This is a genomic window from Geoalkalibacter sp. (assembly GCF_030604225.1).
Taxonomy (GTDB): domain Bacteria; phylum Desulfobacterota; class Desulfuromonadia; order Desulfuromonadales; family Geoalkalibacteraceae; genus Geoalkalibacter.
Map to the genome: position 1 here is coordinate 1 of NZ_JAUVWH010000045.1, position 21,644 is coordinate 21,644.

General features: G+C 66.9%; 17 protein-coding genes. 12 read left to right on the plus strand and 5 right to left on the minus strand.

Annotated elements, in window-relative coordinates; genetic code table 11:
- A partial coding sequence (locus QAT43_RS06795) for a TRAP transporter permease (RefSeq protein ID WP_305042296.1) occupies positions 1–2,038 on the plus strand: 2,038 nt, incomplete at its 5' end.
- A 17-nt stretch (positions 2,039–2,055) separates the two neighbouring features.
- Positions 2,056–2,541 carry a universal stress protein gene (locus QAT43_RS06800; protein WP_305042297.1) on the plus strand — a complete coding sequence of 162 codons (486 nt, stop codon included), beginning with the start codon at positions 2,056–2,058 and terminating at the stop codon, positions 2,539–2,541.
- 14 nt (positions 2,542–2,555) lie between these two features.
- Here the strand turns inward: QAT43_RS06800 and QAT43_RS06805 are convergent, their stop codons facing one another.
- The 3 genes from QAT43_RS06805 to QAT43_RS06815 are packed head-to-tail and all read right to left on the minus strand — an operon-like array spanning position 2,556 to position 6,735.
- Complete coding sequence (locus tag QAT43_RS06805; protein ID WP_305042298.1) at positions 2,556–4,262, minus strand: methyl-accepting chemotaxis protein; 1,707 nt, start codon at positions 4,260–4,262, stop codon at positions 2,556–2,558.
- Positions 4,263–4,290: 28 nt separating this feature from the next.
- A complete protein-coding gene (locus QAT43_RS06810; RefSeq protein ID WP_305042299.1) occupies positions 4,291–5,202 on the minus strand; it encodes a hydrogenase small subunit in 912 nt (303 codons plus the stop codon).
- A gap of 27 nt (positions 5,203–5,229) precedes the next feature.
- Positions 5,230–6,735 carry a nickel-dependent hydrogenase large subunit gene (locus tag QAT43_RS06815; RefSeq protein WP_305042300.1) on the minus strand — a complete coding sequence of 502 codons (1,506 nt, stop codon included), beginning with the start codon at positions 6,733–6,735 and terminating at the stop codon, positions 5,230–5,232.
- A 415-nt stretch (positions 6,736–7,150) separates the two neighbouring features.
- Between QAT43_RS06815 and QAT43_RS06820 the strand changes: the two genes are divergently transcribed.
- The 10 genes from QAT43_RS06820 (at position 7,151) to QAT43_RS06865 (ending at position 18,425) form a co-directional block, all read left to right on the plus strand.
- On the plus strand, positions 7,151–8,794 hold the full coding sequence (locus tag QAT43_RS06820) for an ExeA family protein (protein WP_305042301.1): 1,644 nt from the start codon (positions 7,151–7,153) through the stop codon (positions 8,792–8,794).
- A gap of 6 nt (positions 8,795–8,800) precedes the next feature.
- Positions 8,801–9,529, plus strand: coding sequence for a general secretion pathway protein GspB (locus QAT43_RS06825; protein ID WP_305042302.1), 729 nt, complete (start codon positions 8,801–8,803; stop codon positions 9,527–9,529).
- Between the two features lie 17 nt (positions 9,530–9,546).
- A complete protein-coding gene (locus QAT43_RS06830; protein WP_305042303.1) occupies positions 9,547–9,978 on the plus strand; it encodes a VanZ family protein in 432 nt (143 codons plus the stop codon).
- 13 nt (positions 9,979–9,991) lie between these two features.
- Complete coding sequence (locus QAT43_RS06835) at positions 9,992–10,465, plus strand: GNAT family N-acetyltransferase (RefSeq protein ID WP_305042304.1); 474 nt, start codon at positions 9,992–9,994, stop codon at positions 10,463–10,465.
- 64 nt (positions 10,466–10,529) lie between these two features.
- The gene (locus QAT43_RS06840; protein ID WP_305042305.1) at positions 10,530–11,000 is read left to right on the plus strand and encodes an RT0821/Lpp0805 family surface protein; all 471 of its coding nucleotides are present in this window, start codon (positions 10,530–10,532) and stop codon (positions 10,998–11,000) included.
- Positions 11,001–11,130: 130 nt separating this feature from the next.
- The gene (locus tag QAT43_RS06845) at positions 11,131–13,851 is read left to right on the plus strand and encodes a 2-oxoglutarate dehydrogenase E1 component (protein ID WP_305042306.1); all 2,721 of its coding nucleotides are present in this window, start codon (positions 11,131–11,133) and stop codon (positions 13,849–13,851) included.
- Between the two features lie 64 nt (positions 13,852–13,915).
- Entirely contained in the window at positions 13,916–15,067 is a 1,152-nt protein-coding gene (odhB, locus tag QAT43_RS06850; RefSeq protein ID WP_305042307.1) for a 2-oxoglutarate dehydrogenase complex dihydrolipoyllysine-residue succinyltransferase, read from the plus strand.
- A 1-nt stretch (position 15,068) separates the two neighbouring features.
- On the plus strand, positions 15,069–15,461 hold the full coding sequence (locus QAT43_RS06855) for an NINE protein (RefSeq protein ID WP_305042308.1): 393 nt from the start codon (positions 15,069–15,071) through the stop codon (positions 15,459–15,461).
- Positions 15,462–15,496: 35 nt separating this feature from the next.
- Positions 15,497–16,078, plus strand: coding sequence for a flavodoxin family protein (locus QAT43_RS06860; protein ID WP_305042309.1), 582 nt, complete (start codon positions 15,497–15,499; stop codon positions 16,076–16,078).
- Positions 16,079–16,121: 43 nt separating this feature from the next.
- Entirely contained in the window at positions 16,122–18,425 is a 2,304-nt protein-coding gene (locus QAT43_RS06865) for an ABC transporter substrate-binding protein (protein ID WP_305042310.1), read from the plus strand.
- 40 nt (positions 18,426–18,465) lie between these two features.
- Here the strand turns inward: QAT43_RS06865 and QAT43_RS06870 are convergent, their stop codons facing one another.
- Both QAT43_RS06870 and QAT43_RS06875 read right to left on the minus strand, forming a co-directional pair.
- Positions 18,466–21,321, minus strand: a complete 2,856-nt coding sequence (locus tag QAT43_RS06870) for an AMP-binding protein (RefSeq protein ID WP_305042311.1) — start codon at positions 21,319–21,321, stop codon at positions 18,466–18,468.
- Positions 21,322–21,438: 117 nt separating this feature from the next.
- The coding region (locus QAT43_RS06875; protein WP_305042312.1) for a DUF456 family protein at positions 21,439–21,644 on the minus strand (206 nt) is incomplete at its 5' end.

Below are 21,644 nucleotides of genomic sequence, written 5' to 3' on the forward strand. Positions count from 1 at the left end.
GGGGCAGGATACCGCCCAGCGCCTCAAGGAGGAGGAAGAACTCGGCTTGCGCCGCCCCCAGGGCTGGCAGCTGTGGCTGGTGCCGGCCATTGCCCTGACCTGGTCGCTGTTCCAGCTGTCCCTGGCCAGCTGGCTGCTCCTCGATACCACCTACATCCGCGCCATCCATCTGGCCTTTGCCCTGCTCATCGTCTTTCTCTCCTATCCGACCCTGCGCCGCGACGTGCGCCTGCCCGGGCTGCGCTGGCTCGGCGAGACGCATAAAATCCCCCTTCCCGACATGCTGCTGGCCCTGCTCGCCGCCCTGGCGGCGCTCTACATCGTGCTGGATTACGCGGGGATTGCCGGGCGGGTGGGGCGGCCCAGCCAATTGGACCTGGTGGTGGGGATCTTCCTGGTGCTGGTGCTGCTCGAAGCGGCGCGCCGCGTCATCGGCCCGGCCTTGCCGGTGATCGCCGCGGCCTTTACCGGCTACGCCTTCTTCGGTCCCTACATGCCGGATTTTCTCGCCTTCAAGGGGGTGAGCCTGGCGCGCTACGTGAGCCAGATCTCCCTGACCACCGAGGGCATCTACGGCATCCCCCTGGGGGTGTCGGCGCGCATCGTCTTTCTCTTCGTGCTCTTCGGCGCGTTGCTCGACAAGGCCGGCGCCGGCAAATTCTTCATCGATCTGGCCATGAGCCTGCTGGGGCGCTACAAGGGCGGTCCGGCCAAGGCGGCGGTGCTGGCGAGCGGCCTGACGGGCATGGTGTCGGGCTCCTCCATCGCCAACGTGGTGACCACCGGCACCTTCACCATCCCGCTGATGAAAAAGGTCGGCTATCCGGCCAAGAAGGCGGCGGCCATCGAGGTGGCGGTGTCCACCAACGGTCAGCTCATGCCGCCCATCATGGGCGCGGCGGCCTTCATCATCGCCGAATACGTCAATGTTTCCTACCTCGAAGTGGTCAAGGCGGCGGCCATCCCGGCTTTCGCCAGCTATTTCGCCCTGTTTTTCCTCACCCACCTGGAGGCGTCCAAGCTTGGCATGCGCGGGCTGACCAAGGCGGAGATGCCGCAATTCTTCGCCATCCTGCGCGGCGGCTTTCATTTCCTGGTGCCGATCCTGGTGTTGCTCTACGAACTCATCATTCCCCGGCATTCGCCCGATCTGGCCGCCTATCGCGCCATTCTGGTGCTGGCCGCCATCATGCTGGTGCAGCATGCGGTGCGCGCCCTGCTCTTCGGCGGCAACGCGCTGCACGGACTCAGGCAGGGCGCCCTGGACATCCTCAACGGCCTGATTTCGGGCGGGCGCAACATGGTGGCGGTGGCGGTGGCGACGGCCGCCGCGGGCATCATCGTCGGCGTGGTGACCCTGGGGCTGGGCGGGCTGATCACCAACATCATCGACACCCTGAGCCGCGGCAACCTGTTCCTCATGCTGCTCATCACCGCCCTGGCCAGCCTGATCCTCGGCATGGGCCTGCCCACCACCGCCAACTACATCGTCATGGCGTCGCTGACCGCCCCGGCGCTGGTGACCATCGCCGGTTGGCAGGGCTTCGCGGTGCCGCTCATCGCCGCGCACCTGTTCGTGTTCTATTTCGGGATTCTCGCCGACGACACGCCGCCGGTGGGCCTGGCGGCCTACGCGGCGAGCGCCATCGCCCGGTCCGATCCCATTCCCACGGGCCTGCAGGCCTTCATGTACGACATCCGCACGGCGGTGCTGCCCTTCATGTTCATTTTCAACACCGACATGCTGCTGGTGGGCGTCGAGGGGTATTTCCTGCCTGTCTACATCTTCGCCATGACCTGCATCGGCGCCTTCGCCTTTGTTTCGGCAACCCAGGGCTGGTTTCTCATCCGCACGCGCTGGTATGAGATTGTCTTGCTGCTCGGCGTGGCCCTGATCATGTTCCGGCCGGGATTTTTCGCCCACTATGTCGGCATCGACAACCACTACCTGAGTTACCTGGTGGGCGTGGCGCTTTACGCGGCCATTTTCGCCCTGCAGAAACTGCGCGCCGCCAAGCGCCCGGCCGCGGCCACCTGAGAGCGAGGAGACTCCTCATGCTGCCTGCCTACCGCCTGATTCTCTATGCCACGGATCTCTCCCGCAACGCCGCCCATGCCTTTCGTCACGCGGCGGCCCTGGCTCGCCGGTTCGACGCGCAACTCTGCGTTCTGCATGTGCTGCCCGACGTGGAGCCGGCGGTGCTCAATTACGTGGCGACGGTGATGGGCGAGGAGCGCTTGGCGGACATGGAACTGGACCACAAGGCCGAGGTGCTGGATGAAATCAGGCAGCGCGTCGAGCGCTTTGCCCACGAGGAACTCGGCGATCACCCCGAGGAGCGGCCGCGCATCGGCGAGATCCGCGTGCGCCACGGCAACCCCGTGGCCCGCATTCTCAGCGAGGCCGACGAGCTCGACGCCGATCTTATCGTGCTGGGCAGCCACGGCAAGGGACGGCTGCACTACACCTTTCTCGGCAGCGTCGCGGAAAAAGTCCTGCATCGCGCCAAGCGGCCGGTGCTGGTGGTGCCCCTGGGGTAGGGCGGGCGCTGATTTTAGCCGAGCAGCCGGGTGGATGGGAGCTTGAACCTCCCCATGAGTTCGCGCAGCTGGCGGGATTGCCCGGCGAGCTGTTCCGCGGCGGCCGCGCTTTGCTCGGCGTTGGCCGTGTTGCCTTGCGTCACTTGGTCGATCTGGCCCAGACCGAGATTGACCTGACCGATGCCCTCGGCCTGCTCGCCGGTTGCGGACGCGATTTCGGCAACCAGATGGGTGACGCTTTCGATGCCGCCGACAATGGCGACGAAGGATTCCTGGGTCTCGCGGGCGATGTCAGCGCCCGCTTCGGCCTTGCCCACCGCGTCGGCGATGAGATGCGAGGTTTCTTGGGCGGCCTTGGCGCAGCGGCCGGCCAGGGTGCGGACTTCTTCCGCGACCACCGCGAAGCCGCGGCCGTGCTGACCGGCGCGTGCCGCTTCCACGGCGGCGTTGAGGGCCAGCAGGTTGGTCTGAAAGGCGATTTCATCGATGGTCTTGATGATTCTCTCGATGTTGTGCCCGGCCTGATTGATGTTGGCCATGGCCTGGGTCATCTCGCCCATGCGCCTTTGTCCCTGCCCCGCGGCATCCTGCACCCCGCGAATCAAGCCACTGGCCCCCGCGGCATGGTCCGCCCCCTGACGGGTCTGGTTGCCGATTTCCTGCATGGAGGCGGAAATTTCCTGGAGCGACGCCGCCTGGTCGGTGGCGCCCTTGGAGAGGCTCTGGCTCGATGCGGCGACCTGGTTGGCCCCGGTGGCGATCTGGTCGGCGGTTTGATGGATTTGCGCGATGATCCCCTGAAGGTCGCCGGAGAGTTTTTGCAGGGCGCCGCGCACCAGGTCGTCGGGGCCGCGCGGGCGTACCGCGCAAGAGAGATCCCCCTCGGCCAGCCGGGACAGGGTCTGGACCACCTCGTTTTGCAAGCTCTCCGCCAGCTCATCCATGGCCCGCGCCGTATCGCCGATCTCGTCCTGCTGGGTCATGTCCAGGCGATGGACCAGACGGCCCGCGGCCAGATCCCGCATCATGGCGCGCAGGCGCAGCACCGGGGTGCGCACCAGACGGCCCAGCAGCAGGTAAATGCAGACCAGCGCCGCCAGCAAGCCGCCCGCGCCGGTGGCGAGACCGGTTTGCATGCTGCTCTTGCGGGCCTGGTCGGCGGTTGCCGCCATGAGCCCGGCGGCCTCCTGGACATCCTTCATGCTGTAGCGCAAATAGAGCACGCCCGAGAGGTCGTTGAGCTTGGCATGGACGTGGCAGCGCAGGCAGTCGGCGCTCAGGTAATGGCCGCGCGCCAGAAACAGGGCATCGTCTTGTTCTTTTTGCCATAGCTCATGGCCGGCGGCGACGCTGGCGCGAAAATCCTCCTCATTGAGCTGCTGGCTTAACCGTTCGCCGCGATTGGAGTAAACGATCCGGCCCTGGGGATCGGTCAGGCCGATTTCCTCGACCCCCGCGATCTTGCCCAGGTCTTGGAGCAGTTCGCGGAAGATATCCATCTCCCCCCGCTCCAGGGAGCCGGCCGCGCCGGTCTCGAAGCTGTCGAAGACGTTGCGGGCGCGGTCGTGGCCGGCCTTGTCCAGGGCCGCCAGGGCCTGATTGGAGATGTCGCGCAGCAGACTCTGCATCTGGGTGGTGGCGAGGATCAGGCTGGCGCCGAAGGCCGCCAGCAAGACCAAGGCCAGCAGGCCGCCGATCTTCCATTGGATATTCATGCGCATCGTTCAGGCTCCCGAAATCGGTTTCGCGTCAAAGAAGGTCGTTTTCGTTGAGGCGGAAGAAGGCGAACTGGGGATCCAGGGCAAACTCGGGGCGCGCGCAGCCGATGCAGATGCTGCGTCCGCGAATGCACCAGTTGACTCCGCCGTTCCAGCCGCGCAAGGAGCAATCCGCCTGCGTCACCACGCCCTGGCAACCCAGCTTGAACAGGCAGCCGTCCTCGCCCAGGGCCTGGGCGAAGTGTTTTTTCTGATACTGGGCGAACAGCGGGCACTGCTCATGGAGCAGCTGTCCGAAAAAGCGCGTGGGGCGCTGGAGTTCGTCGAGTTCGGGCAGGCCGCTTTTGAGCACCTGCAACAGGGTGCCGACCAGCCAGGCGGGATGGGTGGGGCAGCCGGGCAGGTTGATCAGGGGCCGCGCGAGGCCCGCCTGTTTCAGCGCGGCGCCGACCCCGGCGGCGCCGGTCAGATTGGGCGGCGCGGCGGGAATCCCGCCGAAGGCCGCGCAAGTCCCGGTGCACACCACCGCCTGGGCCGAACGCGCGGCGCGCAGCAATTGCTCGCTGAAATTTTCATCGGCGAACTTGCAGGCCTCCTTGACGCCGAGGGGCACCGCCCCTTCCACCACCAGGATGTAGCCGCCCTTGGCGATGGCGGTCTCCACCGCGTCCTTGGCGGCGGCGCCGGTGGCCGCCGAAAGGGTCTGGTGGAAGTAGAGCGACAGGTAGCGGGTGATGAGATCCGCGGGCCCCGGGCTCTCGGAATTGAGCAGGCTGACGGAGCAGCCGGAGCAGGAGAGCCCTTGCAGCCACAAAATGGGCGCGCGGCCGCTGGCCATCTCTTCCAGGGCGTCGGCCATGCGCGGCAGCAGGCTGGGTTCCAGGCCCAGGGAGGCGAGCAGCAGGCCGGCATCCTTGAGAAAGGTACGGCGGGTGAGTTTCATCGGGGTCATCCTTGCCGGAGCGGGTTGCTAGTGAACAGCACAGGCGATGCAGGGATCAAAGGAACGGACCACGCGCGCCACCTCCAGGCCCTGGAAGTCGGGATTGACCGGCGTTCCCTGGAGCGCCGCCTCGACGGGCCCCGGATCCTGGCCCTGGCCGCGCGGCGAAAAGTTCCAGGTGCTGGGCACCACGCACTGATAGCTGCCGATGCGTCCCGCGGCCAGGGTGATCCAATGGCCGAGGGCGCCACGGGGAGCCTCGACCAGCCCCACTCCGGTCCCGGTCATGCGGTTGTTATGGGGGGCGATGGCCGGGGCCGCCGGATCGACCTGGTCCAGCCAGCGCTCCATGCGCTCGGCGATGAGCAGCGCCTCCAGGGCGCGGGCCGCGTGCCGACCCAGGGTGCTCGCCAGCTTGTGCTCGGGCAGGCCGGCCTCGCGGAGAAAGGCCGCCAGGGCCTGGGCGATGGGGCGATGTCCCGCGGCCGCCGCGACCTTCAGGCGTGCCAGGGGGCCGACCTCGTAACTCAGGCCGTCGTAGCGCGGCGCCTTGAGCCAGGAATAGGCCCCCGGCTTGTCCGGCTGGGGCACCGGCGCGGCGGCGGCCTGCGGCGATTCCTGGAGATTGCCGCGATAAAAGCTGGCGTGGGTTTCCTCGCGGATGAGGGACAGATCCAGGGGGGCGTAGCCTTCGTGACGCACCGTGCCGGCGGGCATCCAGCTGCCCCCGGCCTCGTCGAAGGCGCCATAGGACAGGTAGCGTTCCACGCCGCGCCCCGTTTCGGCATAGGCGGGGAACAGGCGCGCCGCGAGCAGCAGGTCGGGGATGTAGCAGTTCTCGATGAAGCGCTTGACGCGGCGCAGGCGCGTGCGGAAATCCTCGAGCAGCGCCGCCTCGGGGAGCAGGGTCAGGCCGCCGGGCACCAGGGTCGCGGTGTGCGGAATCTTGCCCCCCAGAAGCGCCGCCATGCGGTGCGCTTCCTGGCGAATGTCCAGGGCCTCGACGTAATGGCCGAGGGCGCCGAGGTTCCATTCCCGGTTGCCGGGGTAATCCCCGGGAAGCTTGGGCAGGAACGGGGCGACGGGAAGGACGCGATTGCTGTTGAGCTCCCCTTGCGCCCAATGGCGCAGATCGAGCAGCACGGGATCGCGGCCCGCGTAGTCCAGCAGCGCCTCGACCTGGACGAAATCCAGGGCCGAGAGGTGATAGAAGTGCAGAATGTGGCTCTGCAGGTAGTTGGCGGCCAGCACCAGGGTGCGCAGCAGGTGACCGTTGGCCGGCACCCTGAGGTCGTTGGCCGCCTCGATGGCCTTGCAGGAGGCGATGGCATGACTGACCGGGCACACCCCGCAGATGCGCTGGGTGATGACCGGGGCATCGAGGGGGTCGCGCCCCTTGAGCAGGGCTTCGAAGCCGCGAAACATCTCGCCCTTGCTCCAGGCTTCGATCACCTGGCCGTTGTCCACGCGGGTGTCGATGCGCAGGTGACCTTCGATGCGGGTGACGGGATCGAGGATGATTTTCTGGGCCACCAATCTCTCCTTGGGTCGTTGGGGGGGGCGGAGTCAGGGCAGGCGCGCACCTTGGTGCCTGCTCCTTGTGCAATCTTTCTTGGTGGTTTTGCCAAATCGCTGTATACAAACGCAAAGACACAGCAAGAAAACTGCCAAAATTAATTATTTTTTATTTTAGCTTTCGTATCTGCATGATTATTGAGCACAAAGCAACGGCGTGTTTTTTTGCGGGGATAGGATTCAGGTTTCGCGGGCCGCATATTTTGTCAAAACACTGTTCGTTTTTACGTCAAATAACGGTTCCTGGTGTGCCAATGATTTGGCAGAGGTCGACGGGGACATCCTCCCAGTCCGGTGTGCTTGACTTTGCGCCTTTGGCTCCCCTAACATAGCGGCCAACCTTCGAAGACAACGTCATTTTTTAGCGAGCGCCATGTACCTCGATTATTTCGGATTGCAGGAAGCGCCCTTTTCCATCGCGCCCGATCCCCGCTACCTGTTCATGAGCGAGCACCATCGCGAGGCCCTGGCCCATCTGGTCTACGGGATTCGCAGCGAGGGCGGCTTCGTGCTGCTCACCGGCGAGGTGGGCACGGGCAAGACCACCGTGTGCCGCTGTCTGCTCGAACAGTTGCCGGACAACTGCGAGGTGGCCTTCGTCCTCAATCCCAAGGTCACCAGCCGCGAACTGCTGGCGACCATCTGCGACGAGCTGGAGATCGCCTATCCCGAGGGCAATCAGAGCGTCAAGGTGTTCGTCGATCGCATCAACGCCTACCTGCTCGCCAATCACGCCGCCGCGCGGCGCACCGTGGTGATCATCGACGAGGCGCAGAATCTGGGGCCCGCGGTCCTGGAGCAGCTGCGCCTGCTGACCAACCTTGAAACCAACCGCGAAAAGCTGCTGCAGATCATTCTTCTCGGCCAGCCCGAATTCCGCGAGATGCTGGCGCGCCAGGAACTGCGCCAGCTCTCCCAGCGCATCACGGCGCGCTACCATCTCACGCCCCTGTCCTACGCGGACATGCAGGCCTACGTGCGCCACCGCCTGCAGGTGGCGGGCCTGGCACCGGCGGCCAGCGTCGACCTGTTTCCGCCGCGAGTGCTGCGGCGGCTCTTTCGCTTGAGCGGCGGGGTGCCGCGCCTGGTCAATCTGCTCTGCGATCGCGCCTTGCTCGGGGTGTTCGCCAAGGAGCAGCGGCGCGTGTCGGTCAGGCTGCTCAAGCAGGCGGCCCACGAAGTCTTTGGTCCCCGCATCGGCGACGGGCGGGCGCGCCCCTGGATTTTTGGGGGCGCGGCGGCCCTGGCTTGTGGTTTGGTGCTGACGGGGCTGGTGTGGACGCTCAGCGGAGAGCCGGGCGCCGAACGGGTGCAGACCGCGCTGCCCGAGGTGGTGCGTCAGAAGGTCGCGCCGCCGGACAGTGCCCCGGACGTTCAGGCGCCCGCGGCGACCGTCGGGCTTGCCTGGCCCGAGGACTTGCCGCGCGCGCAAAGCGAGCGCCTGGCCTTCGAGGGGTTGCTGGCGCGTTGGGAACTTACGGATTTGCCCCCCGCCGACAGCGATCTTTGCCAATTCATCGGCGAACGGGGCTTGCAGTGCCTGCGTGATCGCGGCAGTCTGCGCACGCTGGAGCTGCTCGATCGCCCCGCCGTGCTGACGCTGTTGGACGGACAGGACCGGCCCTATTTCGTGACCCTGGTCGGTTTGGCGGCGGGGGAGGCGACCCTGCTCGTCGGCGGCGAGGAGCGGCGCGTTTCGCGCCGGGAGATCGAGGCGCGCTGGCTCGGCGAGTACACCCTGGTGTGGCGGGTGCCGCCGGAGTACACCGGCAACCTGCGGCCCGGGATGCGCGATCCTTTCGTGCTCTGGCTCGCCGCGCGCCTCGCCGGCCTTGACGGGCGCGAACCCGAACCTCGCACCAGCCTGGAATACGACCGCGCCCTGGTGCAGGACGTGCGCCGCTTCCAGGTGTCCCGCGGCCTGCAGCCCGACGGGATCGTGGGCAGCAAGACCCTGATCCAGCTGGGCAGTTCCCTGGGCGAGGTCGAGCCGCGCCTGAGCGGCACGGGGAGCTGAGCCGCCATGTCCCTTATTCTTGACGCCCTGCGCAAGTCCGACAAGAAGCGCCCCACCGGGGCGGTTCCCGATCTGCAGACCGAGCACCTGGGGCCGCCGCCGCGGCCGAAGCGCAAGGTGCCCCTGGCGCTGATCCTGATCGCCGTCGCCCTGCTGCTCAACGCGGGCCTGCTGCTCTGGTGGCTCAAGCCCTGGCAGACCGACCTCGCCCCGCAGGCGGTGGTGACGCCGAGCGCGGCGCCGGTGCCGGAGGTCGCGCCCAGCCCCGCAGCTTCCCCAATTGCGCCCGCTCCGGCTCCGCCGGCCGCGCCCTCGCCGCCCGCGCAGGCGCTCTCGCCCCCGGCGCCGCCCGCGCCGCCGATCCTCGCGCCGCCGCCCGCGCCATCCCTTGATCCGCCGGTGAGCACCTTCATCCTCGCCGAGGACGCCGCGCCCGCCGCCGTGCCCGAGGCCTGGGTGCAGGCGCTGACCCAGCCGCAACCGGCCGAGGTTGCCCAGGTTTTTTCCGGCCTGCCGCTGCTCCAGGAACTGCCGAGCGATCTGCGGGCCGGCCTGCCGGAATTTGTCTTCTCCCTGCATTACTTCACGGCGAACCCGGCGGAACGCCTGGCGCGCATCAACGGCCGCCTGTTGCGCGAGGGGCAGGTGCTCGCCGAAGGCCTGGTGCTGGATGAAATCACCGAAGGCGGCGCGGTCTTCGAATACCGCGGCCAACTCTTCGAGGTTTTGCGCTAGCGCGAGGACGATCCGCCATGCCCCAGGTCCGCCATCGGTTTTCCCCGCGGCAGCGCCGCATCGCCCAGCTTCTGCCCCTGGCGCTGATGCTGGTGATTTTCGGCCTCTCGTCCATTTCCATCGATCTGGCGGCGCCCAAGGCGGGCGCCCTGGGCTGGGTGCCGCCCAGCCTGCAGAATTTTCTGCACATTCCCCTTTACGGTCTGCTGACCTTTCTGTGGTTCGGCGCCCTGGCCGCCTGGGGTGTCGGCCCGCGCTCGCGCCTGCTGCTCGCCGGCCTGATCGCCTTGGGCTATGGGCTGTTCGACGAGTGGTACCAGCTTTCGGTGCCCGGCCGCTTCGGCTCGCTGACCGACGTGGCGCTCAATCTGGTGGGCATTTTGCTGGCGCTGCTCTTTTGCCACTGGTTTCAGCAACGCTTTTGGTCTCCATCCGCCAAGTCCGACTGAGGAGCGTCCACTCATGATTTTTATTTTTGCCCAACCGCCGCTGTTGCCGGCCATCAGTGCGCTGCTTGCGCAAGGCGGCCTGTTTCACGCCGATCTCGACGGCGACCGGATCAAGGACTTTCTCATCTGCCGCGCCGAGGGACAGCTGGCCGGGGTGGTCGGGATGGAGGTTCGCGGCGAGGTCGGTCTGCTGCGTTCCCTGGCCGTGGCGCCGTCCTTTCGCGGGCGGGGCATCGCCTCGCTGCTGCTGGTGCGCATCGAGCGTTTCGCCGCGTTGCAGGGGGTGCGCCGCTTTTATCTGCTGGCGCAGGGCGCGCCGGACTATTTCGCGGCGCGCGGCTACGCGCCCTTGCCCGATGCCGAGTTGCCCGAGGCGCTGCGCGACGGCGCCCTGGCGCAACACCTGCTCGCTCAGGGCGCCGTCTGCCTGGTCAAGCCGCTTAAGGCGCGCAAGGTGCCCGAGGCGCGCCGGGAGATGGTAGACTAGAGAAAAAGGCCTGGAGTCATGGCCCGCGGACGCGCGGCCTTAGCAGGCAGTCAGGAGTCGGATGATGAAAAAACTACTTGCTCTCATGCTCGTTTTGACCCTGTCCCTGGCCGGTTGCGCGACCTCGCCGGGTCCCAAGGAAACGGGGGGAACCCTCATCGGCGCCGCCGGCGGCGGGCTGCTCGGCGCCCAGGTCGGCAAGGGGCGCGGGCAGCTGATCGCGGTGGCGGTGGGTACCCTGGCCGGCGCCCTGATCGGTCAGGAAGTCGGCCGCACCCTGGATCGGGCCGACCAGATGTACATGCAGAGAAACGCTCAGCAGGCCCTGGAGTACAACCGCAGCCAGCAGCCCAGCACCTGGCACAACCCCGACAGCGGCAATTCCGGCACCCTGACGCCGACCCGCACCTACCAGACGGTTCAGGGCCAGAACTGCCGGGAATATGTGCAGACGGTGAATATCGGCGGTCAGCCCCAGCAGGCCTACGGCACGGCTTGCCGCCAACCCGACGGCACCTGGATGATCGTGCGCTGAGAGCCGCGCCGATCACCGGACGCAAGGGCGCGATTCGTTGCGCGCGCAGGGGAGGCTGCTATACTTTCTCCCGTTGCGCGCGAACGAATCTGCGCCTTTTTTATTCCCTTTTTTCGGATGTCTCCGTCCCATGCCTTTTGTCCACAATCTTGACCCGCGCTGGATCGAGGATCTCTATCGTCGCTGGCGGCACAACCCGGCGGAGGTGGGCGAGGACTGGCGCGCTTTTTTCGCCGGATTCGCCCTGGCCGAGGAAAGCGGCGTCTGTCCCCGCAGCTGCGTCGATCCCGAATTCGCCCTCAAGCAGTCGGGGGTGCAGTCGCTCATCTACCGCTATCGCGACATCGGCCATCTGCTCGCCTGCACCGATCCCCTCAATCCCTGTCCCATCAGCCATCCGCTGCTCGATCTGGCCAATTTCGGGCTGACCGGCACCGACCTCGACACGGTCTTTCACACCCGGCGCTTCCCTAAGCCCCACGCCACCCTGCGCGAGATTCTCGAGGTCATGCAGCAGACCTACTGCCGCTCGGTGGGGGTGGAATTCATGCATATCCAGGATCCCGACGAGCGCCAGTGGCTCAAGGATCGCATGGAAAGCACGCGCAATCGCCCGACGTTTTCCGCCGAGGAAAAGCGGACGATCCTTGAGCAGTTGTTGCGCGCCGGGCTCTTCGAGCAGTTTTTGCACCGCAAGTTTCTCGGCCAGAAGCGCTTTTCCCTGGAGGGGGCGGAAACCCTGATCCCGGTGCTGCACAGCCTGGTGGACGCCGCCAACCGGCTGGACATCCGCGATCTGGTGCTGGGCATGGCCCATCGCGGACGGCTCAACGTGCTGGCCAACATTTTCCACAAGCCCCTGGAGACCATCTTCGCCGAGTTCCAGGACAACCTCCAATACGCCTTCGTCGGCGACGGCGACGTCAAGTACCACAAGGGTTTCTCCTGCGACATCCCACCGGTGGGGCGCCACGGCCTGCATCTGTCCCTGGCCTCCAACCCCAGCCATCTGGAGGCGGTCGATGGGGTGGTGGTGGGCAAGAGCCGCGCCCGCCAGGATTACTACGGCAGCGACGGCGAGGCGGTGCTGCCTCTGCTCATCCATGGCGACGCGGCCTTCGCCGGCCAGGGCATGGTCGCCGAGACCCTCAATCTTTCGCAGCTCGAAGGCTACGCCGTCGGCGGCACCCTGCACATCGTCATCAACAACCAGATCGGTTTCACCACCGCGGCCCCCGAGGCGCGCTCCACCCACTACGCCACCGATGTCGCCAAAATGCTGCAGATCCCGGTGTTTCACGTGCACGGCGAGGATCCCGAGGCGGCGGTGCATGCCGCGCGGCTGGCCTTTGAGTATCGCAACCGCTTCGCCAAGGACGCGGTCGTCGAGCTGATCTGTTACCGCCGCCAGGGCCACAACGAGGGAGACGAGCCCGCTTTTACCCAGCCGCTGATGGTGGAAAAGATCAAGGCCCGTCCGCCGGTGCATGAGCTCTATGCCGAGCGATTGGTGGAGGAGGGCGTCGCGCGGAGCGAGGTGGACGCGCTGTCCGCCGGCATTCTCGCGCGGTTGGACAAAGCCCTGGAGGGCGAGCAGCCCCAGCCCGACGGCGGCTTTCACGGCAAGTGGAAGGACATTCGCCGCGCCTACGGCCCGACGGACGACGTCCCGACCGCCGTGCCCGCCGAACGCCTGCGCGCCCTGGCCGAGAGGCTGGTCGAGGTGCCCGAGGGGTTTTCCCTGCATCCCAAACTCGACAAGTTCCTCCGGCAACGCCTGGACGCGGTCAAGGACGGCACGGGCATCGACTGGGCCAACGCCGAGGCCCTGGCCTTCGCCGGCCTGCTCGCCGAGGGCCATTCGGTGCGGCTCTCCGGGCAGGATTCGCGGCGCGGCACCTTCAGCCAGCGCCACGCCGCGCTGTTCGACATGGAAAACGGCCGGCCCTATCTGCCCCTGCAGGCGGTGGCGGCGGAAGGGGCGCGCTTTCATTGCTACAACAGCATGCTCTCCGAGGCGGCGGTGCTCGGTTTCGAGTACGGCTACGCCATCGAATCGCCCTACGGGCTGGTCATCTGGGAGGCCCAGTTCGGCGATTTCGCCAACGGCGCCCAGGTCATCATCGACCAGTTCATCGTTTCGAGCGGCAGCAAGTGGGACCGCATGTGCGGCCTGGTCATGTTTCTGCCCCACGGCTACGAGGGGCAGGGCGCCGAGCATTCCAGCGCGCGCATCGAGCGCTTTTTGCAGTTGTGCGCCAACGACAACCTCCAGGTGTGCTACCCCACGACGCCGGCGCAGCTGTTTCACCTGTTGCGCCGCCAGCTCAAGCAGCCCTTCCGCCGTCCCCTGGTGGTGTTCACGCCCAAGAGCCTGCTGCGTCACCCCGCCTGCCGCTCGACGCTCCACGACCTGAGCGCGGGACGCTTTCGCGAAATCCTCGCCGATACGGAGACCGACCCGGCGCGGGTGCGGCGGGTGCTGGTGTGCAGCGGCAAGGTCTACTACGATCTGGCCGCGCGGCGCGCCGAGCTCAAGAACGCGGAGGTGGCGCTGATCCGCGTCGAGCAGCTCTATCCCCTGCGCCGCGACCTGCTGGCCGAGGTGCTCAAGCCCTACGCGCGGGTGCCGGACATCTTCTGGGTGCAGGAAGAGCCGCGCAACAACGGCGCCTGGTCGTTCATGGCGCCGCATCTGGCGCGAGCGCTGGGCCGTCATGTGCGCTACATCGGCCGCGCCGAGGCAGCCGCCCCGGCGGTGGGTTCCCACCGGCTGTTCAAGCAGCAGCAGGAGGAATTGCTCGCGGCGGCGTTTGGTTCGGAAAAAGCAACCACGAATGGGCACGAATGAACACGAATTGCCTTGTCGTGGAATTTTGATGCGGATCGATTCGTGCCTATAAAAAGGAGTGATCATGGAGATTAAAGTTCCCGAGGTGGGGGAATCGGTGTTCGAGGCGCAAATCGCCCAGTGGCACAAAAAGGACGGCGAGCAGGTGCGCGAGGGCGATCTGCTCTGCGAGCTGGAAACGGACAAGGTGTCCCTGGAGCTCAACGCCGATGGCGACGGCGTCCTGCGCATCGCCGCCAAGGAAGGCGAGACGGTCAAGGTCGGCGCGGTCATCGGCACCATCGAGGAAAACGAGGACGAGGCGCCAAGGGAAGAAAGTCGCAAGGAAGAAGAAAGGAAGGAAGAACCGAAGGAACAGAAGCGGGAGGAGAAGGAGGAGAAGGAGGAGAAGGAGGAGAAGGAGGAGAAGGAGGAGGCGCCGCGGGCGACCAAGGCGGCGGAAAAGCCGCCGGAGGCCAAGGCCCCTGCCGCCGAACCAAAAGGCAAACCGGTCCCCGCGCCGACGGCGGAGGACGAGGAACGCATCACCCGTCGGCCCATGAGCCCGATCCGCAAGCGCATCGCCGAGCGGCTGCTCGTCGCGCGCCAGCAGACCGCCATGCTCACCACCTTCAACGAGGCCGACATGAGCCGCGTGCTGGCCCTGCGCAACAAGCACCAGGAGAGCTTCGCGAAACGCCACGGCGTCAAGCTCGGCCTGATGTCGTTTTTCGTCAAGGCAAGCGTCGAGGCCCTCAAGGACTTCCCCGAGGTCAACGCCCAGATCGATGGTGATGATCTGCTCTACCATCATTATTACGACATCGGCATCGCCGTGGGCGCCGAAAAGGGTCTGGTGGTGCCGGTGCTGCGCGACTGCGAGCGGCTGAGCTTCGCCGAGATCGAACAGGCCCTGGCCGCCTACGTCGAGAAGATCAAGAGCAACAAGCTCGCCCTGGCCGATCTGGAGGGCGGCACCTTCACCCTGACCAACGGCGGGGTGTACGGCTCGCTCAATTCCACCCCGATTCTCAACCCGCCGCAGAGCGCGGTGCTCGGCATGCACGCCATCCAAGAGCGCCCCGTGGTGCGCGACGGTGAGATCGTCATCCGCCCCATGATGAACCTGGCCCTGTCCTACGACCATCGCATCATCGACGGTCGCCAGGCGGTGGGCTTTCTGCGGCGCATCAAGGATCTGGTGGAAGATCCCGAAGACATGCTTCTGGAGATGTGAAATGGATACCCACAGCAAGGTCATCGGCTACGTCTTGTGGATTTTCGGCTTCATGGGCGCGCACCGCTTCTACTACGGGCGGCCCATCAGCGGCACGATCTATTTTTTCACCCTGGGCCTCTTCTTCATCGGCTGGATCGTCGACCTGTTCCTTATCCCGTCCATGGATCGCGGCGCCGATCTGCGCTTTACGCTGGGGCCGGTGGATTACAACGTCGCCTGGGTGCTGCTCACCTTCCTGGGCATTTTCGGCATCCACCGCTTCTATCTCGGCAAATGGCTGACCGGCCTGCTCTATCTGCTCACCGGCGGGCTGTTTCTCATCGGCATCATCTATGACTACTGGACCCTCAACACCCAGATCAGCGAGGTGAACCACCGCGCGGGCCGATGAGGTCCGGCGGCGCCAGCCTCGCGGGAGAGCCCGCCATGAATCTTGTCTGCCTGCTCGGCAGCCCCCGACCCAGGGGCAACAGCACCACCCTGGCCCGTCATCTGTGCGCGAACGCCGAGCGGCGCGGCGCCGATGTGCGCCTGTTCGCCCTCAACGAGCTCGACTATCGCGGCTGCCAGGCCTGCTACGCCTGCAAGCGCAAGCTCGATTTCTGCATTCTCGACGACGATCTGCGCGAGGTGCTGGCCGCGGTCATGGCCGCCGATGCCCTGGTGCTGGCCTCGCCCATCTATTTCGGCGACGTCAGCGCTCAGCTCAAGGGCTTCATCGACCGCACCTTCAGCTATCTGGTGCCCGATTATTATGCCAATCCCCAGCCAAGCCGCCTGCCGCCGGACAAGAAACTGGTCATGATCCTCACCCAGGGCGTGGCCGACGCGCAGGTGTTCGCCGACGTCCACCCGCGCTACGAAGGTTTTCTCAAGTGGGAGGGCTTCGCCGAGAGCCGCCTGATCCGCGCCTGCGGCGTGACGCCCGCGACCCGGCCCGACAAGCTCCAGCCCTGGCTGGACGAGGCCGAGGATGCCGCCCGCTGGCTCACGGGCGTGGATACTTAACCAGGTCGGACATTTATCCCCTCGCCTGTTTTACGGAGCCCCGATGGCGACACGTTTTTTCCCGGCCGTCCTGGCCTTGTTGCTCGGCCTTCTGGCGTGCGTCGCCAAGGTGTCGACGGCCCAGGCCGGAACGGCGGATCTTCAGCCCCTGGTGTTGCAGCTCAAGTGGTATCACCAGTTTCAGTTCGCCGGCTATTACGCGGCCGTCGAAAAGGGTTATTACCGCGAAGCGGGCTTCAACGTGGAACTGCGCGAGGCGCACCCCGGCCTCGATCCGGTCGCCGAACTGGTCGAGGGGCGCGCCGATTATCTGGTGAGCGGCCCCGGCGCCTTGCTGGCCCGCGCCCGCCGCCAGCCGGTGGTGGCCCTGGCCGTCGTTTTCCAGCACTCCCCCCTGGTGGTGGTGGCGCGCCAGGATGCGGGGATTCTCTCGCCCCCCGATCTGGTCGGGCGGCGCGTGATGTTCATGCCCGAAAGCGATACGGAATTCCTCGCCATGTGCCGCAGCGAGGGCGTCGCCCTTGACGGGCTGATTCCGGTGGCGCACAGCTGGAACATGCAGGATCTGGCCGAGGGCCGGGTGGACGCCATGAGCGCCTATCTGACCGACATGCCCTTTCTGCTGCAACAAGCCGGCATCCCCTTCACCCTCCTGCGGCCCCTGACCTACGGCATCGACTTCTACGGCGACGGCCTGTTCACCAGCGAGGGGGAAATCGCGACCCATCCCGAGCGGGTCAAGGCGTTTCGCGCGGCCAGCCTGCGCGGCTGGGACTACGCCCTGCGCCATCCCGAGGAAATCATCGACCTGATCCTCACCCGGTATTCCCGGCGGCTGTCGCGCGACGCCCTGCGTTTCGAGGCGCAAGCCATGCAGGAGCTGATCCTGCCGCGCCTGGTCGAGATCGGCCACATGAATCCCGGCCGCTGGCAACACATCGCCGACACCTACAGCGCCCTGGGCATGCTCCCCGAGGGGTTTTCCCTGGACGGCTTCCTGCATCAGGAGCAGGCACCGGTGTTCTGGACGCCGCGCCGATTGCACGCGGTGTGGGTGACGCTCATTTTGACGCTGGTGGTGGCGACCATCCTGTTGTATTTCAACCGGCGCCTGCGCACCGTCGTCCAGGCGCGAACCCGCGAGCTGTCCTTGGCCAACACGGAGCTGAAAATCGAGATTGCCGAGCGGCAGAAAGCCAACCAGGCCCTGTATTACAGTGAACGGCGCTTTCGCGCCCTGGTCGACAACATCCCCGGCGCCGTTTATCGCTGCGCCCTGGATGCCGACTGGACCATGGATTTCATCAGCGACGCCGTCGAGGATCTCACCGGTTATCCGGTCGTCGATTTTGTCGTCAAGCGGACGCGCACCCTGGCCGGCCTCATCGACCCCGCGGAACGCGAGGCCTTGGATGCGCGGCTCCGCGACTGCCTGGGCAGCGGCGCGCCCTGTACCCTGGAGTACCGCATCCGCCATGCCGACGGCGACACCCGCTGGGTGTACGACAAGAGCGTGGGGATCGCGGGCGACGGCGGGCAAATGCAGCGCGAAGGGGTGATGATGGACATCACCGAGCGCAAGCAGGCCGAGGAATTGCTGCGCAAGCTCGACCAGATGAAGACCGAATTCATTTCCATCGCCGCCCATGAGCTGCGCACCCCCCTGACCAGCGTGATCGGCTATGCCGATTGCCTGCTCGATCCGCTCATTGCCGGGGGGCTCAACGAGGAGCGCCGGCGAGAGTTTCTCCTAGAGATTCGCGCCAAGGGGGAAGCCCTGGCCCTGATCATCGATGAATTGCTGGACATCAGCCGCATCGAGCGGGGCGAGCCGCTGAAAATGCAAAGGGCGCCCTGCGATCCGGCCGCGCTCATCGCCAAGGTGGTGGGGACTTTTCAGATGCATGCCCCCGGGCACCGCTTCGAAACGCGCCTGGAATCCATCGCGCCGGCGGTTCTCTGGGCGGATGCCGGCCGGCTGGTGCAGGTGTTCGAGAACCTGGTCAGCAATGCGGTGAAATATTCGCCGGAAGGCAGCCGGATTCGCCTTGAAAGCCGGCGGGAGGGCGACACCTATGAGGCCTGGGTGAGGGATGAGGGCATCGGCATGACGCCCGAGCAGATCGAGCGCATCTTCGACAAATTCTATCGGGCCGACACCTCCAACACGGCCATCGGCGGCTTGGGGTTGGGCATGAGCATCGTGCAGCAGATCGTCAAGGCCCATGGCGGCACCATCGAGGTGCGCAGCGCCCCGGGCGCGGGCACCCAGGTGCGCCTGACCCTGCCTCTGCTCCCCGAGGTGGGCGAGACGGCGAGCGTTGCCGCCGTGGATACCGCACCCTGAGGGTCCTTTTTCCTTTCCCTTTCCCCTTGCCTCTTTCGTTTCAGACTCGGTTTGCGTTTCGGTTCGGTTCCCCGCCGCCGGTGTCCAGGTCGGGCTCGTCGCAATGGCCCAGGATGGCGCGCCGCGCCCGAGCGCGCAGATCCAGGGCCTGGGCCCAGGTGTCGGTTGGGTCGAGGCCGGGTTGAGGAGTGATGGGTTCCAGAATGCGGATGCGCAGCGTGCCCCGGCGCGGTCGCCAGGAGCCGTCGCGCAGTACCGAGCGGCTGCCGGCGATGGCGATGGGCACCAGGGGCGCCCGCGCCTCGGCGGCGGTGACGAAGGCGCCGAGGCGGAAGGGACGCAGGCCGGGGGCGCGGGTGAAGGTGCCCTCGGCGAAGAACACCAGGTTGTGGCCCGCTCCGGCCAGAGCGCCGAAGCGCCGCGCGTCCTCGGCGCCCTGGCGGGCGTCGAAGCGCTCGACGAATTCGGTGTCGATGCGGCGCAGCAGCAGGTGAACCAAGGGGCGTCGGCGCAGTTCCGACTTGGCCACGAAACTCAGGGGCAGGGGCAGGGCGGCGGCGAGGAGATAGGGATCGAGGTAGCTGGCATGGTTGGCGACCAGCACGCAGGTGCCGGAGGTCGGCAGGTTCTCCAGGCCCTCGATGCTCAGGGGCAGGCCCGAGACGCGCAGGGCCGCCCGGGCGACGCCGTGCAGGGCGCGCCAGCGCCAGGCGCTGTGGGGCAGCAGCAGGATTGCCGATGAGGCCAGGCCCGCCGCCAGGCCGAAGAGGCCCCACAGATAGGCGGCGTAGACGAATTCGCGGCCGCCGCGCGCCGCGTCGCGGCCATGGGCGGCCAGGGACGAAACGGCCAGGCGCAGCAGGGGGCGCCAGCTGGCCTCCGTCCGGCCCAGGCGCCCTTGCTCGTAGAGCTCGCGGCAGGCGGCGCGGCGGATCTTGCCGCTGGAGGTCTTGAGCACGCTGTGCGGCGGCACGAGCAGCAGGTCGTCCGGCGGCGTGCCGAGCAGATCCACCGCCAGCCCCTGGATCTCGCCGCGCAGCCGTTCCCGGGCCGCTTCGTCGCTTTCGCGGGTTTCGGCCGCCACCACCAGGCGTTCGCTGCCGGTGGCGGGGTCGGGGCTGCCGAAGACCACCACGTTGCCCTTGCGGACGCCGGGCAGGGCGCCCACCGCCTCCTCGAGTTCCTGGGGATGGAGATTGCGCCCGGCGATGATGATGAGATCCTTGAGGCGCCCGGTGAGAAAAAGATCGCCCCCCGCGAGATAGCCGAGGTCGCCGGTGTTGAACCAGTCGCCGTCACGCAGGCGGCGGGTGTCCTCGGGGTTGCGGTAGTAGCCGCCGCAGGCCGAGGGGCCGCGAAACTGCACGCGCCCCTGGGTGCGCTCGGGCAACTCGCGACCGGCGGCGTCGACGATGCGGATTTCGTGGCCGTCGAGGGGCCGGCCGCAGGCCACCAGCCGCAAGGCATCGTCATCGCTCGTCTCGGCGGGCTGGGCGCGTCCGGCGCGGGTCAGGGCGTCGCGCGACACCCGGTCGATGAGGGGCGCGCGCCCCAGGGGCGGAAAGGCCAGGCCCACGGTGCACTCGGCGAGGCCATAAACCGGCATCAGGGCCTCGGGGCGCAGGCCGTAGGCGGCGAAGCGTTCGGCGAAGCGCTCCAGGGTGGCGGCGCTCACCGGCTCGGCGCCGTTGAAGGCGCCGCGCCAGGCGCTCAGGTCGAGGCCGTCCAAATCCGCGTCGCTCACCTTGGTCAGACAGATCTCGTAGGCAAAATTCGGGGCCGGCGACAGGGTGCCGCCGTAGCGGTGCAGGGCCCACAGCCAGCGGCGCGGGCGACCGAGAAAATCCAGGGGCGAGAGCAGGACCACGGGCGTGCCGAAATACAGCCCGGCGAGCCAGGTGCCGATCAGGCCCATGTCGTGATAGAGGGGCAGCCAGCTGACGATGACATCGGAGCGTTTCACCGCCACCGCCTTGCCGAGGGCGCGGATATTGGCAAGCAGGTTGGCATGGGACAGCACCACGCCCTTGGGATTACCGGTGCTGCCCGAGGTGTACTGCAGAAAGGCGGTATCCTCGGCGTTGCGGGCCGGCGGCGCGTAATCCGACTCGTTCTCGGCGAGCTGCGCCGGTGTGACCAGACTGGTCAACGAGGGGAGCCGCGCCTTGAGCAGGCGGGCGAAGGGCAGGGCCTCGGCCAGGGTGATGAGGAGAAACGCCGCGCAATTGTCGAGAATCGCCTGCTGGCGTTGCAGATGGCTTTCCAGCTGGGTGCGGCGCACCGGCGGATAGAGGGGCACCGGCACCCCGCCGGCGAGTAGCACGCCCCAGAAGGAAAAGAGATAATCGGCGCCGGTCGGCAGCATGATCGCCACGGGCATCCCCCGCTGCAGACCGCGCGCCCGCAAACCGGCGGCGATGGCGCGGGCGCCCTGCGCCAGTTGGGCGTAGGTGAGCACCTCGCCTTCACCCTCGTCGGCGTAAAAACGCACCTGGGTCTGCTCGGCATGGCGCTCCAGGTGCCAGTCGAAAACCTCCACCAGGGTGCGGGCCTGGAAGGGATAGTCCTCGCTGCCGTCGCTGCCGCCCGCGGCAATGCGTTTGCGGGTGTCGAATTCCGGGGCGGCCCTGGCGCCGGCGAGGGCGTGCAGCAGATCGCGCGGCGTTTCGGCCTCGGCCACCGCCTGTTCCGCCAGGGCGATGCCGAACTCCTTCTCCAGGCGGTTGAGCAGCTCCATGCGCGCCAGGCTGTCGAAGCCCAGATCGCGGTCGAGGGAACTGTCCAGGGTCACGCGGGGGGTGTGTTCCGGGTGCAGATCGGCGGCCAGGGCCGCGATGACCTGAAGCAGCTTTTCCCCCTGAACTGGTGAGCTGAGGGATGTTTCCGAAGCAGTCATTCTGACGCCTTTCCCTGCCGGGCGCGACCCGGCAAGGTCCGTATGCAAGCGCGGATCTTCCTGTTACCTCGATTATATCGTGATTTTAATCCCTGGGGTGGGGCGGGTGGTGGAACACTAGGCGAGGAATCTCACCGTCAGGAACAACCCGATCATGGCGAAGGCCAGGGCGGCCTTGGCGGCGGTGCCGAGCACCAGGCCGATGAGGGTGCCGATGCCGGCGCGCCCGGCGGCGCGCAGGTCGCTGTGGGCCGTGAGCTCTCCGGCCACCGCCCCGATAAAAGGGCCGAACAGGATGCCCAACAGGCCGAAGAACAGGCCGA

What these genes read in the sequence shown, in the direction of transcription:
- QAT43_RS06800 (WP_305042297.1), top strand. Translation starts at nt 2,056, where the DNA reads ATGCTGCCTGCCTACCGCCTGATTCTCTATGCCACGGATCTCTCCCGC.
- QAT43_RS06805 (WP_305042298.1), bottom strand. Translation starts at nt 4,262, where the DNA reads ATGCGCATGAATATCCAATGGAAGATCGGCGGCCTGCTGGCCTTGGTC.
- QAT43_RS06810 (WP_305042299.1), bottom strand. Translation starts at nt 5,202, where the DNA reads ATGAAACTCACCCGCCGTACCTTTCTCAAGGATGCCGGCCTGCTGCTC.
- QAT43_RS06820 (WP_305042301.1), top strand. Translation starts at nt 7,151, where the DNA reads ATGTACCTCGATTATTTCGGATTGCAGGAAGCGCCCTTTTCCATCGCG.
- QAT43_RS06825 (WP_305042302.1), top strand. Translation starts at nt 8,801, where the DNA reads ATGTCCCTTATTCTTGACGCCCTGCGCAAGTCCGACAAGAAGCGCCCC.
- QAT43_RS06830 (WP_305042303.1), top strand. Translation starts at nt 9,547, where the DNA reads ATGCCCCAGGTCCGCCATCGGTTTTCCCCGCGGCAGCGCCGCATCGCC.
- QAT43_RS06835 (WP_305042304.1), top strand. Translation starts at nt 9,992, where the DNA reads ATGATTTTTATTTTTGCCCAACCGCCGCTGTTGCCGGCCATCAGTGCG.
- QAT43_RS06840 (WP_305042305.1), top strand. Translation starts at nt 10,530, where the DNA reads ATGAAAAAACTACTTGCTCTCATGCTCGTTTTGACCCTGTCCCTGGCC.
- QAT43_RS06845 (WP_305042306.1), top strand. Translation starts at nt 11,131, where the DNA reads ATGCCTTTTGTCCACAATCTTGACCCGCGCTGGATCGAGGATCTCTAT.
- odhB (WP_305042307.1), top strand. Translation starts at nt 13,916, where the DNA reads ATGGAGATTAAAGTTCCCGAGGTGGGGGAATCGGTGTTCGAGGCGCAA.
- QAT43_RS06855 (WP_305042308.1), top strand. Translation starts at nt 15,069, where the DNA reads ATGGATACCCACAGCAAGGTCATCGGCTACGTCTTGTGGATTTTCGGC.
- QAT43_RS06860 (WP_305042309.1), top strand. Translation starts at nt 15,497, where the DNA reads ATGAATCTTGTCTGCCTGCTCGGCAGCCCCCGACCCAGGGGCAACAGC.
- QAT43_RS06865 (WP_305042310.1), top strand. Translation starts at nt 16,122, where the DNA reads ATGGCGACACGTTTTTTCCCGGCCGTCCTGGCCTTGTTGCTCGGCCTT.
- QAT43_RS06870 (WP_305042311.1), bottom strand. Translation starts at nt 21,321, where the DNA reads ATGACTGCTTCGGAAACATCCCTCAGCTCACCAGTTCAGGGGGAAAAG.